This is a genomic window from Streptomyces sp. AB3(2024), assembly GCF_041862025.1.
Taxonomy (GTDB): Bacteria; Actinomycetota; Actinomycetes; order Streptomycetales; family Streptomycetaceae; genus Streptomyces.
In genome coordinates this window covers 71,810-87,501 of record NZ_JBGWAB010000006.1, presented here as the reverse complement: position 1 = coordinate 87,501, position 15,692 = coordinate 71,810, and the positions used below count along the sequence as shown (strand labels likewise).

The window sequence follows — 15,692 nt, the reverse complement described above, 5'->3', positions numbered from 1 at the left end:
CCCGACCTCCAGAATGCACGTACCACCCCGGGGTCGCCTGCCGGAGGACTAGTGCCTGCTCACCCGCAGGATGTATCCGCTGACGGCCAGCGCCCAGACCGGGAAGAGCAGCTCGGACCAGGGCACGGAGGAGCCCGCCAGCAGCAGGAGCACGCCCGCCGCGAGGCCCAGCAGTACGAGCGGCCGCGGGAAGACGCCGAGCCGCCTGCCGATGGTCGAGGTCGCGAAGACGAACACGGCCGCCATCCGCATCCCGTACGTCGTCAGCACCGTGTAGGCGAAGGAGCGGCCGAAGCCGGACGACGGCGTGCTCTCCTGGAGGACGGTGCCCGCCGCGGCCGCGGCGACGAACAGGGTGGCCGCGAAGACGAAGCCGCTGCCCAGGAAGACGGTGGCGACGAACCGGTCCTCGGCGTCCCCGGTGTGGGCGCGCAGGGCTCCCATGAACCAGAGGAAGAAGATCCCCGCGAACGGGACGATCTCCAGCGCCGTGCTCACCGCCCAGCGCCGGCCGGGATCCACGGGGGCGTGGGCGGCGTCCGACGGGAGCGCGTAGCGGATCAGGACGATCGAGGCCGCCAGCAGCAGCGCGAAGAGCACCCCGGCCGCACCCGCGGCGCGCGGCGTCTCCATCCGGGCGGTGGTGGTCTCCATGCACCCAGCAAGCGGCAGCGGCCGCGGGCCCGCCACCCCGGACACCCGCGGGGGTGAACGGGGGTGGCGGGCCCGCGGCCGCTGCCGGGGCGCCCGCGCGTCAGGACACGGGCTCGGGTACGGGCTCCGGCGCCGGTTCCCCGGCCCCCTCGTGGTTGCCGTACCAGGCGACCGCCACGGCGCCCGTGACCGCCAGGACGAAGCCCAGTACGGCCAGCCATGCCAGTCCCGGCCGGGAGGCGTCGCCGAGCCAGAGCACTCCGATGGCTCCGGGGAGCACCGTCTCGCCGACGACCAGCGCCGCCGTCGCACCGTTGACGGAGCCGATCTGGAGGGCGACGGTGTGCAGGTACATGCCACCCGCGCCGGCGAGCACGATGGCGTAGAGGGCCGGGTCGGCGAGCATCGTCCCCAGGGCGAAGGGCTCGACGCCGTCCAGGATCCGCACCCCGACGCCCAGTGCGCCGAAGGCCAGCCCCGAGAGGAGGCCCGCCAGGATCGCGGCGCGGGCGCCGAGGAAGCGCACGGCCACCGTGCCGCCGACGATGATCAGCGCGGTCACCGCGAGCAGCCACCAGTGCGTGGCCATCGGGGCGTGGTGGCCGCCCTCGTGACCGGCGGCCGTGGCGAGCAGCACCAGCGCCGCGCACACCACCCCGATGGAGGTCCACTCCTTGCGGGTCAGCCGGATGCCCAGCATCTTGACGCTCAGCACGGCGGTGATGACCAGGTTCGCGCTGATGACCGTCTGGGACAGGAACAGCGGCAGCATCCGGGCGGCCAGCGCGCCCAGTCCGAACCCGACGAAGTCGAGGACCGTGCCGACGATGAACTCCCAGGTCATCGCCGCCTTGGCGGTCGAGGTGAGGTTCGGTCCGCCGTGCGCCGTCACCCCGGCGGCGGCCGGGGAGGTCCGGGCGGCCCGGCGCGAGCCCACGGCTTGCAGGACGGATCCCGTGCCGTAGCAGATGGACGCCGCGACAGCGGTCAGCAGGCCTATGAGCACAGAGGGCTCCGTTCACGTCTGGCAGGTTTTGCGGTACCTAGACCAGACGTGTGAACGGCCCCGGAAGTTGCCTGGCGAGAGGGTGAGAAGTCAGCGCATCGAGGCGAGGACGTCCGGGACCTCGTCCACGGAGTCCACCAGCGCGATCCGGGACTCCATCGCGCGGCCGCGCGCCAGAGCCCGGAGCAGCGGCCAGACCGGCAGGTGCCCGGTCCAGTGGGCGCGTCCGACCAGGATCATCGGCGCCGGAACGGACCCCGACGCGTAGTAGTTGGGCGTCGCGTTGTCGAAGACCTCCTGCACGGTGCCCGCCGCGCCGGGCAGGAACACCACGCCCGCCGTCGACCGGGCGAGCAGCCCGTCCTCGCGGGTGGCGTTCGCGAAGTACTTGGCGATGTGGCCCGCGAAGGGGTTCGGCGGCTCGTGACCGTAGAACCACGTCGGGATGCCGACGGAATCGCCGCCCTCGGGCCACCGTTCCCGTACGGCGAAGGCGGCTCGCGCCCAGTCGGAGACCGACGGGGCGAAGGAGGGCGCCTTCGCGAGCACGTCGAGCGCCTCGGTGAGGGCTCCGTCGGGGGCCGGCGCCAGGTAGGCGCCGAGGTTGGCGGCCTCCATCGCACCCGGTCCGCCGCCGGTGGCCACGGTCATGCCCGACCGGGCGAGCGCCCGGCCGAGTTCGGCGGCGCCCCGGTAGTCGCGGCCCCCGCGCTCCACGGCGTGGCCGCCCATCACGCCGACCACGCGGGCACCCGCCAGGTGCTCGTCGAGCGCGTCGGAGACGGCGTCGTCGTGGACGGAGCGGAGCATCGAGGAGAAGACGTCCCCGTCGGCCTTGGTCTCCTGGAACCAGGCGTAGGCCTGGGCGTCCGGGGTGGACCCGTAACCGTCGGCGAGGCCGGCGAAGAGCTCGTCGGCCGTGTACAGCCGCCCCCGGTACGGGTCGAAGGGAAGGTCCGGCACCGGGGGGAAGACGAGCGCGCCGTCCGCGCGGACCTTCGCCGAGGCGTCGGGCTCCATCGCGCAGCCCAGGAACACGGCGTCGGAGGTGTCGGCGGACAGCAGCGCGAACGTCCGCTCCAGCAGGTTGACCGACTGGACGCGGTAGCCGCTCAGTGAGCCCCGGGCCGCGACCCGGTCGAATTCCGCGAGCGTCTCGATCTCGATCTCTGCGTTGACCATTCGGCCCACACTAGGCGCTGGTCCGCTCAGTGGGTCAAAGCCAGCGACGTCAGCTGCGCCACACCCCAGCTGAGCGGGAGGCAGACGACGAGGAGTGCGGCGGCCCGCACGGTCACGGCCGTACGCAGCACCGTTCCCGGTGTTCCGAGGTCCAGGAGGGCCGCCCGGGCGGCGGAGCGGGAGTGGCGGGATTCGGCGGCCGATGTGAGAAGGGTCGCGCCCGCGCACAGGGCCACGAGGGCGGCGGCCGGCCCGGTCAGCGGTCCGAGCGGGGTGAGGGACCCGCCCCGGTCGCCCAGGGCCACGGAGGTGAGGGCGGCGGCGCCGACGGCGCACAGCACCCCGAGGGGCCGGCCGAGGCGGGGGGCCTCCTCCTGGAGGGCCCGCCCGGCGAGCAGCCGAAGCGCACCGGGGCGGACGGCCTGGACGAGGGTGCCGCAGGCGTAGGCCAGGCCGGGCCCGGCGAGGGCCAGCCCGACCGCGATCAGGACCCAGCCGGCCGGAACGGCCGCGCCGCGCGGGCCTGCGTAGGCCTCGACGGCGAGCCCGCTGGCGGCGAGCGCCACGCCCCAGGGCACTCCCGACTGGGGGCTGAGCCCGGCCGCCGGGGGGCGGGGGCGCAGGGCGACGACGGTGGCGGCGGAGGCCGTGAGAGGGATCAGGGACAGCAGGGTGAGGGCCCCGGCCACCGGCAGCGGCTGGTCGGCGTGGAGCAGCCCGGCCCCCGCGCCGTCGAAGGGCAGGCCCGCCAGTTCGCCCCGCAGGTGCAGGAAGACGGCCAGGGCCAGGGCGCTGCCGAGGGCGCAGGCGACGGCGGTGGAGACCGCGCCGATCAAGGTGAGCCGTACGGGTCCCAGCCCGACGGCGTCGAGGCCCTCGCGGGGCCGGGTCGCCGGGTCGGTCCTGGCCACCGCCACCGCGAACTGCACGGTGGCGGCGAGCGGCACGAGGGCCCACAACAGCCGGGGCAGCGAACCGGCGGGCCGGGCCATCGCCTCCGCGAGGACGTACAGCAGCAGGAACCCGGTACCGGCCGAGGCGGCGGCGACGAGCATCCGGCGCAGCTGGACCGCGGGGCGGGAGCCGCGGGCTAGGCGGAGAGCGAGCACGCGGCCTGGTCCTCCGTGGTCCGGGGGGAGTCGGCCGCCGTGGCGGCCCCGGCCGGGCGGCCGTCGAGCAGGTCCAGCCTGTGGTCCGCCTGGGCGGCGGTCTCCTCGTCGTGGGTGGCCAGCACCACGGTGATCCCGTGGGAGCGGGCGGCGGTGGTGAGCGTCCGCAGCAGCAGTGCGCGCTCGCCGCGGTGCAGCGGGGCGGTCGGCTCGTCGGCGAAGAGCACGGCGGGCTCCCCGACCAGGGCCCGGGCGAGGGCGACCCGCTGGCATTCGGCGCGGGTCAGGGCGCCGGGGCGCTTGCGGGCGAACCCGCCGATGTCGAGGCGGTCCAGCCAGGCGCAGGCGGCGTTCTTGGCGGCGCGGTGGGTGGCGCCGGTGAGCAACAGGGGCAGGGCCGTGTTCTCCCACACCTTGAGCTCCGGCAGCAGCTGGGGCTCGGGTCCGATCCAGGCGAACCGGTCGCGGCGCAGCCGCTCGCGGGCGACGGCGCCCAGTGTGTGGACGGGGACGCCGTCGAACCAGACCTCGCCCTGTTCGGGCACCAGTCGGCCGGTCAGGCAGTGCAGCAGCGTGGTCTTCCCGCTGCCGCGCGGGCCGGTCACGGCCAGGATCTCGCCCTGGCGCACTCCGGCGGTGACCCCGATGAGTCCGGGGGAACCGTCGTGGGAGTAGTGAAGGGCCCGTGCCCAGAGCACGTCATTGTCCGGTGGGGCATTGTCCGATGGAGCCACCATGGCGTACACCTCCGTCCGGGGGAACGAAGCGGAGCCCCTTCGGTCACTGGCGCCGCACTGAGATGTAAAGAGATGAACGTCTTGGATGGTGACAGCACACGGCCCGGACCCCCACGTTCTCACTCGAACGGAGGATCCGGGCCGTGTGATCGGGCTATCGCGACGTCCGGCCGGAGCCGTGCCGGACGGTTCGGCGCCCGGCCGGAGCCGGGGGCGCCGGGGTTACAGCTTGGTCCAGGCCTCGGTGAGCACCGAGCGCAGGATGCCTTCGATCTCATCGAAGGTGCCCTGGTCCGCGATCAGCGGCGGGGCCAGCTGGATGACCGGGTCCCCACGGTCGTCGGCGCGGCAGTACAGGCCGTTCTCGAAGAGCGCCTTGGAGAGGAAGCCGTAGAGCACGCGCTCGGTCTCCTCGTCCGTGAAGGACTCCTTGGTGACCTTGTCCTTGACGAGCTCGATGCCGTAGAAGAAGCCGTTGCCGCGGACGTCGCCGACGATCGGGAGGTCGTGCAGCTTCTTCAGGGTGTTGAAGAAGTTGCCCTCCTGGTCCAGCACGTGCTGGTTCAGGCCTTCCTTGTCGAAGATGTCGAGGTTGGCCAGGGCCACGGCGGAGGACACCGGGTGTCCGCCGAAGGTGTAGCCGTGCAGGAAGGTGTTGTCGCCCTTGTAGAAGGGCTCCGCGAGGCGGTCCGAGATGATGCAGGCGCCGATCGGGGAGTAGCCCGAGGTCATGCCCTTGGCGCAGGTGATCATGTCCGGCACGTAGTCGAACTTGTCACAGGCGAACATCGTGCCCAGACGGCCGAAGGCGCAGATCGTCTCGTCGGAGACGAGGAGCACGTCGTACTCGTCGCAGATCTCGCGGACGCGCTGGAAGTACCCGGGCGGCGGCGGGAAGCAGCCACCGGCGTTCTGCACCGGCTCCAGGAAGACGGCGGCGACGGTGTCGGCGCCCTCGAACAGGATCTCCTGCTCGATCTGGTCGGCGCACCAGCGGCCGTAGGCCTCCGGGTCGTCGCCGAAGATCGGGGCGCGGTAGATGTTGGTGTTCGGCACCTTGTGCGCGCCGGGGACCAGCGGCTCGAAGGGGGCCTTGAGGGCCGGCAGGCCGGTGATGGACAGGGCGCCCTGCGGGGTGCCGTGGTAGGCGACCGCGCGGGAGATGACCTTGTACTTGGTGTGCTTGCCCTGCAGCTTGAAGTACTGCTTGGCGAGCTTCCAGGCGGTCTCGACGGCCTCGCCGCCACCGGTGGTGAAGAAGACCTTGTTCAGGTCGCCCGGGGCGTAGTGGGCGAGGCGCTCGGCCAGCTCGACGGCCTTGGGGTGCGCGTACGACCAGATGGGGAAGAACGCGAGTTCCTGCGCCTGCTTGTAGGCGACCTCGGCCAGTTCCTTGCGGCCGTGACCGGCGTTGACCACGAACAGGCCCGCGAGGCCGTCCAGGTAGCGCTTGCCCTTGTCGTCCCAGATGTAGGTGCCCTCGCCCCGGACGATGGTGGGTACGGGGGAGTTCTCGTAGGACGACATGCGGGTGAAGTGCATCCACAAGTGGTCGTACGCGGTCTTGGAGAGGTCCTGGCTCACGGTTATCTGGTTCCCCACATGTAGGTCTGCTTCTTGAGCTTCAGGTAAACGAAGCTCTCGGTTGATCGCACGCCGGGGAGCGTGCGGATCTTCTTGTTGATCGTCTCCAGCAGGTGGTCGTCGTCCTCGCAGACGATCTCCACCATGAGGTCGAACGACCCTGCGGTCATCACGACGTACTCGCACTCGGCCATCGCGGTCAGTGCGTCGGCCACCGGGTCGAGGTCGCCCTCGACGTTGATGCCGACCATGGCCTGGCGTCGCAGACCCACGGTGAGCGGGTCGGTGACGGCGACGATCTGCATGACGCCCTGGTCCAGCAGCTTCTGTACGCGCTGACGGACGGCGGCCTCGGAGAGGCCGACGGCCTTGCCGATCGACGCGTAGGGACGGCGACCGTCTTCCTGGAGTTGCTCGATGATCGCCAGGGACACAGCATCGACCGAAGGGGACGGTTGTCTGTTCCTGGAATCTGCGCTTCGACTGACCACGACCTCACTGTGCACGAGGAGTCGTCCGTTCCGCAACCCGTAATCGATGAAATCCGTTGCGGGAGGTCTCCGATTGCACGGATTTCGTAGTTCGTGGTGTCTGGCTCTGTCGAAAGCGTCGCCCGAGGCGCTAGTCTTTGAGGGTCGTCTCAATCATTGGACATGTGATCAGGAGCGTGGCTGTAGTGACCACCGAACTGCGTCGTCTGCGCAACTACATCGGCGGGGAGTTCAAGGACGCCGCCGACGGGCGGACCACCGAGGTGGTCAACCCCGCCACCGGAGAGGTCTACGCGACCGCCCCGCTGTCCGGCCAGGCCGACGTGGACGCCGCCATGGCCGCCGCCGCGGCCGCCTTCCCGGGCTGGCGCGACACCACGCCCTCCGAGCGCCAGAAGGCCCTGCTCAAGATCGCGGACGCCTTCGAGGCGCGCGCGGACGAGCTCGTCGCCGCCGAGTCGGAGAACACCGGCAAGCCGCTGGGCCTGACGGCCAGCGAGGAGCTGCCGCCGATGGTGGACCAGATCCGCTTCTTCGCCGGTGCCGCGCGCCTGCTGGAGGGCCGTTCGGCCGGCGAGTACATGGAGGGGATGACCTCGATCATCCGCCGTGAGCCGGTCGGCGTGTGCGCCCAGGTCGCGCCGTGGAACTACCCGATGATGATGGCCGTGTGGAAGTTCGCCCCGGCGATCGCCGCGGGCAACACCGTGGTCCTGAAGCCCTCGGACACCACCCCGGCCTCCACCGTCCTGATGGCGGAGATCATCGACTCCGTCCTGCCCAAGGGCGTCTTCAACGTCGTCTGCGGCGACCGCGAGACCGGCAAGGCCATGGTCGAGCACTCCACCCCGGCGATGGCCTCCATCACCGGTTCCGTGCGCGCGGGCATGCAGGTGGCCGAGAGCGCCTCCAAGGACGTCAAGCGCGTCCACCTGGAGCTCGGCGGCAAGGCCCCGGTCGTGGTCTTCGAGGACGCGGACCTGGCCAAGGCCGTCGAGGACATCGCCGTCGCCGGCTACTTCAACGCCGGTCAGGACTGCACCGCCGCCACCCGCGTGCTCGTCCACGAGTCGATCCACGACGAGTTCGTGGCCGCGCTCGCCAAGGCCGCCGCGGAGACCAAGACCGGACAGCCGGACGACGAGGACGTGCTGTACGGCCCGCTGAACAACCCCAACCAGCTCCAGCAGGTCGCGGGCTTCATCGAGCGCCTCCCCGCCCACGCCAAGGTCGAGGCGGGCGGCCACCGGGTCGGCGACAAGGGCTTCTTCTACGCCCCGACCGTCGTCTCGGGCCTCAAGCAGGACGACGAGATCATCCAGAACGAGGTCTTCGGGCCCGTCATCACCGTCCAGTCCTTCACGGACGAGTCCCAGGCCCTGGAGTACGCGAACGGAGTCGAGTTCGCCCTCGCCTCCTCCGTGTGGACCAAGGACCACGGCCGTGCGATGCGCATGTCCAAGAACCTCGACTTCGGCTGCGTGTGGATCAACACCCACATCCCGCTCGTCGCCGAGATGCCCCACGGCGGCTTCAAGAAGTCCGGCTACGGCAAGGACCTCTCCGCCTACGGCTTCGAGGACTACACCCGCATCAAGCACGTGATGACCTCGCTCAACGGCTGATCCGCCGAGACCGTCGCGGTGACGGCCGCGCACTGATCACCGCAGGCCGCTGAAGGGGCGGGCAGTAGACACCTTGTCTATTGCCCGCCCCTTCGCGTTCGCCGAGGCTGGGCCCATGCCTGAACTCGCCTTCTCCCGCCGCGCGGCGCTGCGCGGCCTCGGTGCCGCGGGCCTGCTGGCCGCCCTCACCGGCTGTGGTGTGCCCGCCGCCTACGTCCCCGAGGACCAGCGGCAGGGCCAGGACCTGTCGGACCGGGACCAGAGCGTCGCCTTCTCCAACTGGCCGCTCTACATCGACACCGACGAACAGGACGAGGAGAGCCGCCCGACGCTGGAGGCCTTCACGAAGAAGACCGGCATCGAGGTCCGGTACACCGAGGAGATCAACGACAACGACGAGTTCTTCGGCAAGGTCAGCCCGGCCCTGATGAACCGCCAGTCGACCGGTCACGATCTCGTGGTCGTCAGCGACTGGATGGCCGCCCGCTTCGTCCACCTGGGCTGGGCCCAGAAGATGGACCGCTCCGCCCAGGGCAACGTGGCCAGGTACCTCGACCCCCAACTGCGTTCCCCCGCCTTCGACGAGGGCCGGCTGCACACCGTCCCCTGGCAGTCGGGGATCACCGGAATCGCCTACAACCGCAAGGCCCTGGGCCGGGAGATCAAGTCCGTCAGGGACCTCTGGCAGCCGGACCTGGCCGGCAAGGTGACGCTGTTCTCCGGTCTCGACGAGTCCTTCGCCCTGCTCATGCAGGGCAACGGCGCCGATGTCACCCGGTGGACCGAAACCGACTTCCACCGGATGTGCGACCAGGTCGAGAGCATGGTGAAGAAGAGGCACATCCGCCGCTTCACCGGCAACGACTACACCTCCGACCTCAGCAAGGGGGACGTCCTGGCCTGCCAGGCCTACTCCGGCGACGTCATCCAGCTCCAGGCAGACAACCCCGACATCGAGTTCGTGGTCCCCGAGGAGGGTGCCGAGCTCTGGGCGGAGAGCCTGCTCGTCCCCAACCTCGCCCGCCACAAGACCAACGCCGAGGCCCTCGTCGACTACTACTACGACCCCGCGGTGGCCGCGGAACTCGCGGCCGCGGTCAACTACGTCTGCCCGGTGCCCGCCGCCCGCGAGGTGCTGGCCGCCTCCCCGGACAAGGAGACCGCCAAGCTCGCCGAGAACCCGCTGATCTTCCCCGACGAAGGGATGCGCAAGCGCCTCGTCGTCGCCCGGGACATCTCCTCGGCCGAACGCTCCTCCTTCGCCAAGCGCTGGAACTCCATCGTCGGACTCTGACCGGGCCCGCCACGCCCCTACCCGGCGAAGGCCGCACCCACGATGCCCATGGCCACCTTGTTCATTTCCCGGCCCTTGGCATCGGTGGAGTTCACCGAGTACACGAGGGTGCGGGAGAGGTCACGGCTGCCGCCGATCACGGTGTTGTAGCCGAAGCGGCCCCCGGTCTTGCCGTAGACCACGGCGCCGCCCGGCAGCTTGAACTCCTTCAGGCCGGCCGTCTGCACCGCGTGCCCGCCGGTCTCTGCGTCCTGTACGTCGGGGACGGTGAACATCTCCTCCAGCTGGGGCCGCGGGACCACCTTGCCGCCGAACAGCGCCACCGTGAAGCGTTCCAGGTCCGCCGTGGTCGATATGAGGTCCCCGGCCGCCCAGTTGGAGGAGGAGTTCCACTCCGTCACGTCCACCAGGGAGCTGCCCCCGCCCGGCCGCGGCACCGCCTGGTAGCCGTGGTTGTGGGGGCCCGGTATCCGGGTCTGGGTGCGGGCCGGGAACGAGGTGTCACGCAGCCCCAGCGGCCTGAGTATCCGCTGGGACACCGCCTTCTCGTACGTCGTCCCCGTCACCTTCTCGATCAGCACGCCGAGCACCGTGTAGTGGATGTTGCTGTAGTGCTGCTTCTCGCCCGGCCGGGACTCGGGGCCCTTGGCCACCGCGTTGGCGATCAGTGCCCGCGGGTCCACCACGTCGAAGCGGTGGGCGTACTCGTCCGCGAAGTCGTCCCCCGGACCGTCCGCCGACCTCAGCCCGCTCGTGTAGTTCAGCAACTGGCGTACGGAGACGGGCTCGAAACCGCCGGGCCCGCCGGGCAGCAGCCCCGGCAGGTACTCCTGCACCGGCCGGTCCAGATCCAGCCTGTGCTCGGCGGCCAGCTGCAGCACCACGGCCGCGGTGAAGACCTTCGTCACCGAACCCGCCCGGAACCGGGCGTCCTCGATCGCCCCACGCCCGCTGCGGACGTCCGCGACCCCGGATTCGCCCTTCCAGGAACCGCTCGTACCGCCCACCCGCACCAGCGCGGCCGTCGCCTCCGGGTGGTCGGCGCCCAGACCCGCGATGGCCCGCTCCAGCGCCGCCGCGTCGGGCGGGGTCGAGAACAGGGGCGCGTCCACCCCGGCCGCCCGGACCGAGCCCGCCGAGGCCGCTGCGGACGCAGCCGGCGCCGGCGCCCGGGCGGCGTCGGCCGCGTGCGCGGCGACCGCCGGGCCGGACGCGATGCCCAGTACCAAAGTGGCCGCGATCAGCGTGCGCGTACGTGCCTTCATGATGTGATCCCCCTGTGTGCGATCCGCGGGACCGACTGCCCCGACGTCCCCAATGGTGCTGCTCACAGGGGCGGTTGCGGATCACCGACGAGAGGGGTCTTCCGCGGTACGACAACTCACCGGCGCGGGGGAGCCGACACGCCGTCCCTCACTCTCCAGAGGGAGAACCGGCCGCGATCAGACCCGTCTCGTACGCGCAGATCACCGCCTGGATCCGGTCCCGCAGACCCAACTTCCCCAGCAGGTTGCCCACGTGCGACTTCACCGTGTGCTCGCTCACCGTCAGCGCCGCCGCGATCTCCGCGTTCGACAGCCCCCGCCCCAGGTGCAGCAGCGTCTCCCGCTCCCGGGCCGTCAGCACCTCCAGCCGGTCCTCCGACAGGGCCCGCGCACCCGCCGGCCGGGCCGTCACCGCCGTGTACTCCTCGATCAGCCGCCGCGCCACCGAGGGCGCCAGCAGGGACTCGCCCGCCGCCACCACCCGTACCGCGTGCACCAGATCGTCCCGCCGCACGTCCTTCAGCAGGAATCCGCTCGCCCCCGCGTGCAGCGCCTCGTACACGTACTCGTCCGAGTCGAAGGTGGTCAGCATCACCGACCGGCAGTTGCCGCCCGCCGAGATCCTCCGGCAGGCCTCGATCCCGTCCAGCACCGGCATCCGGATGTCCAGCAGCACGACATCCGGCGCGAGCCGGGCGACCGCCTCCACCGCCGCCGCGCCGTCCCCCGCCTCCGCCACGACCTCGATGTCCTCCTGGACGTCCAGGATCATCGCGAAACCGCTGCGCACCAGCTCCTGGTCGTCGGCCACCACCACACGGATCGTCATTTCCCCACCTCCAGCGGCGAGGTTACAAGGACCACCCGCACCGAGAACCCCCCGTCGGGCCCCGGGCCGCACCGGGCCGTTCCGCCGTGCGCCGCCGCCCGCTCCCGGATCCCGATCAGCCCGTGCCCGCCGTTCGAGGAGCCCTCCGGGGAGCCGTTCGCGAAACCGCCCGCCGCGCCGTCGCGCGTACCGTCGCGCGTACCGCGGGGCGCGCCGTCCGGTCCGCGGCCGTCGTCGGTGACCGTCACCGTCAGGTCCCCCACCCCGTACTCCAGGCGTACGTCCACCGTCGAGGCCCCGGCGTGCTTGACCACATTGGTCAGCGCCTCCTGCACCACCCGGTGCACCGTCGCCTCCAGCGCGGCCGGCAGCCCGCGCACCTCGCCCGTCCGCTCGTAGGAGACCTTCGGCCCGCTCGCGCGGACCCGGTCCAGCAGCGCCGGCAGCCCCGCGATCCCGGGCTGCGGCGCACGCGGAGCCGCCTCGTCCGTCCGCAGGACCCCCAGCATCGTCCGCAGCTGCGCCATCGCGTCCCGCCCCGTCTCGGCGATCGCCTCGAAGGCCGCCTCGGCCCGTTCCGGGGCCCGGCGCACCGCCACCGGACCCGCCTCCGCCTGCACGATCATGATGCTGACCGCGTGCGAGAGGACGTCGTGCATCTCCCGCGCGATACGGGCCCGTTCGCGCGCCGCGGCCTGCTCCGCCTCGATCCTGTTCGCCCGCTCCAGCTGCTCCGCCCGCTCCAGGGCCGCCTCGGTGTACGCCTGCCGGGTGGCCTGCAGCCGCCCCAGCGCGAACGCCGCCCCGAACACGAACAGCGCGAACAACAGCTCCCGCGCCGTCTGCGTGTTGAGCGCGACCGAACCGAAGATCATCACCGTCACGACCGCGCCCATGACCAGCCGCACCCGCTCCGGGCAGTGCAGCGCGATCGTGTAGAGGGCGATCAGCCCGGCGTACGGCAGCGGCTGACCGGGCCCGTCCAGCGCCAGCCGGTACACCGTCCCCGCCGCGACCACCCCGAACAGCGCCGGCACCGGGGCCCGGCGCCGCCACACCAGCGGCAGGTTGCCGAGCGTGGTCAGCAGGTACGCCGCCCAGGTCGCGGGCGACTCCCGGGGGTCGCGGGGCACCACGAACGGAATGGTCGTGGCCACCTGCACCAGCAGCGTCAGCCCCAGGTCCCGCCGGCGCGGGTCCGCCGTCCGGATCCGCTCCCCCCAGGCCCGTATCACCGGCCGGACCCGTCCCGGACCGCGGTCAGCGCGTCCACCCTGTTCGTGGTGATGGAGTCCACGCCCGCCGCGGCCAGGGCGCGCATCGACCGCTTGGTGTCCGCCGTCCAGGCCGACACCAGCAGCCCGTCCCGGTGCAGGGCGTCCGTGAGCTCCCGGTCGACCAGCCCGAAGCGGTAGTTGAGCCAGCGCGGGGCGACCGCGTCGATCAGCACCCGGCGCGGCGGCGAGAGGGTGGTCCAGGTCAGGGCGATCTCCGCGCCCGGGTCGGCGGCGCGGACCGCGAGCATGGTGTCCGGCCCGGCGCAGTAGTACGTGCGCTCGCGCGCCCCGCACTCGCGCACCAGGCCCACGACGGTCCGCACGGTCTCGGCCGTGGCGCCCGGCAGGTCCAGCATCAGCCGGCCGGCCCCGGCGGCCGTCAGGGCCTCGCGCAGGGTGGGGATCCCGCCCAGCGCGAGCTCCTTCAGCTGTGCGGCGGTGACCTCGTCCAGCCGCAGGTCGTGGCCCCACAGCCGCTGGAGGGTCTCGTCGTGGAGCAGGACCGGCACGCCGTCGCGGGTCAGCCGTACGTCGACCTCCACCGCGTCCGCCCCGCGCGCGAAGGCGGAGCGGACGGAGGCGAGGGTGTTCTCGCGGACTCGGTAGGGATCGCCGCGGTGACCGACGGCAGTCAGGGTGTTCATGCCCCCATTCTCAGGGGACGCCGGGTCCGACGGGACGTCAGCGGGCGAGCCAGTCCGCGGTGTACGCGTCGATCTCCGCGCTGAGCTTCTCCTTGCCGGCCGGGTCCAGGAAGGAGGCCTCGACGGCGTTCTTCGCGAGCTGCGCCAGTCCGCGCTCGTCGAGGCCGAGGAGGCGGGCGGCGACCGCGTACTCGTTGTTGAGGTCGGTGCCGAACATCGGCGGGTCGTCGCTGTTGATGGTGACGAGCACGCCCGCGGCGACCATCTCCTTGACCGGGTGCTCGTCGAGGTCCGCGACGGCGCGCGTGGCGATGTTGGAGGTCGGGCAGACCTCCAGCGCGATGCGGTGCTCGGCCAGGTACGCCAGCAGCTCCGGGTCCTTGGCGGCGCTCGTGCCGTGGCCGATGCGCTCGGCGCCCAGCTCGCGGACGGCGTCCCAGACCGTCTCCGGTCCGGTGGTCTCGCCGGCGTGCGGCACGCTGCGCAGGCCGGCGGCACGGGCACGGTCGAAGTACGGCTTGAACTGCGGGCGCGGCACGCCGATCTCGGGGCCGCCCAGGCCGAAGGAGACCAGACCCTCGGGGCGCAGGTCGACGGCGAGGCGGACGGTCTCCTCGGCGGCTTCCATGCCGGCCTCGCCGGGGATGTCGAAGCACCAGCGCAGGATGACGCCCAGTTCGGTCTCGGCCGCCTTGCGGGCGTCCTCGATGGCCTCCATGAAGGCGTGCTCGTCGATGCCGCGGCGCGTCGAGGAGTAGGGGGTGATGGTGAGTTCGGCGTAGCGGATGTTCTGCCGGGCCATGTCGCGGGCGACCTCGAAGGTCAGCGTGCGCACGTCGTCGGGGGTGCGGACCAGGTCGACGACCGAGAGGTAGACCTCGATGAAGTGGGCGAAGTCCGTGAAGGTGAAGTAGTCGGCGAGGGCCTCGGGGTCGGTGGGGACCTTCGAGTCGGGGTGCCGGGAGGCGAGTTCGGCCACGATGCGCGGCGACGCCGAACCGACGTGGTGGACGTGGAGTTCGGCCTTGGGCAGCCCCGCGATGAAGGGGTGCAGGTCGGGCATGGGGTGCCTCCGGGAGGACTCTGGTGCGGGCGGGTCGGTTTCATCGTAGGCAGCCCCGGGCCGTGTCGGTGGCAGCGCTTAGCATGGCCGTACGAGAGGGGGGCGCCGTATGACCGACCAGAGCCCTGAGCCGAGGGACCCGTGGGCCCCGCCCGAGAGGTCCGCGGGGGAGCCGGGCAAGCGGGCCGGGGCCGCGCCGGTGACGCCCTCCGTACCTCCGGTGCACCCGGTGCCCGCCGCCCCGGCCGCACCGGCCGCCGTTCCACCGGTCCACGAGCAGGACCCGTCCGTACGGCCTCCGGGGGTCCAGGGCACGCCGACCCCGGCCGCGGCCCCGCCGTACGCGCCGCCCCCGATACCCGGGCCGGCACCCGTGCCCCCGGCCACGGCCGCGTACGGGTACCCGGCCCAGCCGGACCCGGCGGTCTACGCGTACCCCGGCCCGCCGCCGGCCCCCGTCGGGCAGGGCTACCCGGGCTACCCGGGTTACGCCGGCTACCCCGGTTATGCCGGGTACCCGCCCTACGCCCGGCCCGTCTCCAACGGCTTCGGCGTCGCTGCCCTGGTGCTCGGCATCCTCTCGGTGGTCGGCTGCGTGACCATGGTCGGGTCGATCGCCCTCGGCATCGCGGCCGTCGTCTTCGGTGCGCTGGGCCGGGGCAAGGCGAGCCGCGGCGAATCCACCAACGGCGGAATGGCCCTGGCGGGGATCATCCTCGGCGGGGTCGGCATCGTGCTGGGCATCGCCATGACCCTGCTGGTCGTCCTGGGCCCCACCCTGGAGGAATCCGGCGGCGGCAAGGACGGCCCCTCGGTCTCCCGGACCGACGACCAGCCCCGCGCACGCGTCTGACGCCCCCGCCCGCCCGCACCCCGCACCGCGCCGCGGCCTCACCCGCGCCCGTGACGCCCGGCGCGGGTGAGGCGGCGGG

The 15,692-nt window shown here is 72.2% G+C and carries 15 protein-coding genes; 3 read left to right on the top strand and 12 right to left on the bottom strand.

The window, feature by feature from the left end; genetic code table 11:
• Window positions 1-48: 48 nt before the first annotated feature.
• The 7 genes from ACEPPI_RS04315 to ACEPPI_RS04285 form a co-directional block, all read right to left on the bottom strand.
• Window positions 49-654 carry a hypothetical protein gene (locus ACEPPI_RS04315; RefSeq protein ID WP_373913896.1) on the bottom strand — a complete coding sequence of 202 codons (606 nt, stop codon included), beginning with the start codon at window positions 652-654 and terminating at the stop codon, window positions 49-51.
• Window positions 655-754: 100 nt separating this feature from the next.
• On the bottom strand, window positions 755-1,660 hold the full coding sequence (locus ACEPPI_RS04310; protein WP_373913895.1) for a hypothetical protein: 906 nt from the start codon (window positions 1,658-1,660) through the stop codon (window positions 755-757).
• 90 nt (window positions 1,661-1,750) lie between these two features.
• Window positions 1,751-2,842: an LOG family protein gene (locus tag ACEPPI_RS04305; protein ID WP_373913894.1), complete on the bottom strand. Its 1,092-nt coding sequence runs from the start codon at window positions 2,840-2,842 to the stop codon at window positions 1,751-1,753.
• 26 nt (window positions 2,843-2,868) lie between these two features.
• A complete protein-coding gene (locus ACEPPI_RS04300) occupies window positions 2,869-3,951 on the bottom strand; it encodes a hypothetical protein (protein WP_373913893.1) in 1,083 nt (360 codons plus the stop codon).
• Window positions 3,933-4,688: an ABC transporter ATP-binding protein gene (locus tag ACEPPI_RS04295; protein ID WP_373913892.1), complete on the bottom strand. Its 756-nt coding sequence runs from the start codon at window positions 4,686-4,688 to the stop codon at window positions 3,933-3,935. Before ACEPPI_RS04295 ends, ACEPPI_RS04300 begins: the two co-directional genes overlap by 19 nt.
• Window positions 4,689-4,910: 222 nt before the next feature.
• Complete coding sequence (locus ACEPPI_RS04290) at window positions 4,911-6,290, bottom strand: aspartate aminotransferase family protein (RefSeq protein WP_030227477.1); 1,380 nt, start codon at window positions 6,288-6,290, stop codon at window positions 4,911-4,913.
• Window positions 6,275-6,778, bottom strand: a complete 504-nt coding sequence (locus tag ACEPPI_RS04285) for an Lrp/AsnC family transcriptional regulator (RefSeq protein WP_007266859.1) — start codon at window positions 6,776-6,778, stop codon at window positions 6,275-6,277. The genes ACEPPI_RS04290 and ACEPPI_RS04285 overlap by 16 nt, the downstream gene beginning before the upstream one ends.
• Before the next feature lie 170 nt (window positions 6,779-6,948).
• On the opposite strand from ACEPPI_RS04285, the gene ACEPPI_RS04280 reads away from it, so the two are divergent.
• The gene (locus ACEPPI_RS04280) at window positions 6,949-8,388 is read left to right on the top strand and encodes a gamma-aminobutyraldehyde dehydrogenase (protein ID WP_373913941.1); all 1,440 of its coding nucleotides are present in this window, start codon (window positions 6,949-6,951) and stop codon (window positions 8,386-8,388) included.
• Window positions 8,389-8,503: 115 nt separating this feature from the next.
• Complete coding sequence (locus ACEPPI_RS04275) at window positions 8,504-9,682, top strand: spermidine/putrescine ABC transporter substrate-binding protein (RefSeq protein ID WP_373913891.1); 1,179 nt, start codon at window positions 8,504-8,506, stop codon at window positions 9,680-9,682.
• A 17-nt stretch (window positions 9,683-9,699) separates the two neighbouring features.
• Here ACEPPI_RS04275 and ACEPPI_RS04270 read toward each other — a convergent pair whose 3' ends face one another.
• The 5 genes from ACEPPI_RS04270 to ACEPPI_RS04250 form a co-directional block, all read right to left on the bottom strand.
• Window positions 9,700-10,947, bottom strand: coding sequence for a serine hydrolase domain-containing protein (locus tag ACEPPI_RS04270; RefSeq protein WP_373913890.1), 1,248 nt, complete (start codon window positions 10,945-10,947; stop codon window positions 9,700-9,702).
• 148 nt (window positions 10,948-11,095) lie between these two features.
• Window positions 11,096-11,776: a response regulator gene (locus tag ACEPPI_RS04265; RefSeq protein ID WP_373913889.1), complete on the bottom strand. Its 681-nt coding sequence runs from the start codon at window positions 11,774-11,776 to the stop codon at window positions 11,096-11,098.
• Window positions 11,773-13,008, bottom strand: coding sequence for a sensor histidine kinase (locus tag ACEPPI_RS04260; protein ID WP_373913940.1), 1,236 nt, complete (start codon window positions 13,006-13,008; stop codon window positions 11,773-11,775). Before ACEPPI_RS04260 ends, ACEPPI_RS04265 begins: the two co-directional genes overlap by 4 nt.
• Complete coding sequence (locus ACEPPI_RS04255) at window positions 13,008-13,697, bottom strand: glycerophosphodiester phosphodiesterase (RefSeq protein WP_373913888.1); 690 nt, start codon at window positions 13,695-13,697, stop codon at window positions 13,008-13,010. Before ACEPPI_RS04255 ends, ACEPPI_RS04260 begins: the two co-directional genes overlap by 1 nt.
• Before the next feature lie 37 nt (window positions 13,698-13,734).
• The gene (locus tag ACEPPI_RS04250; RefSeq protein ID WP_373913887.1) at window positions 13,735-14,760 is read right to left on the bottom strand and encodes an adenosine deaminase; all 1,026 of its coding nucleotides are present in this window, start codon (window positions 14,758-14,760) and stop codon (window positions 13,735-13,737) included.
• A 109-nt stretch (window positions 14,761-14,869) separates the two neighbouring features.
• Here ACEPPI_RS04250 and ACEPPI_RS04245 point away from each other — a divergent pair, with 109 nt between their 5' ends.
• Complete coding sequence (locus ACEPPI_RS04245) at window positions 14,870-15,613, top strand: DUF4190 domain-containing protein (RefSeq protein ID WP_373913886.1); 744 nt, start codon at window positions 14,870-14,872, stop codon at window positions 15,611-15,613.
• The last annotated feature ends 79 nt before the right edge of the window (window positions 15,614-15,692 follow it).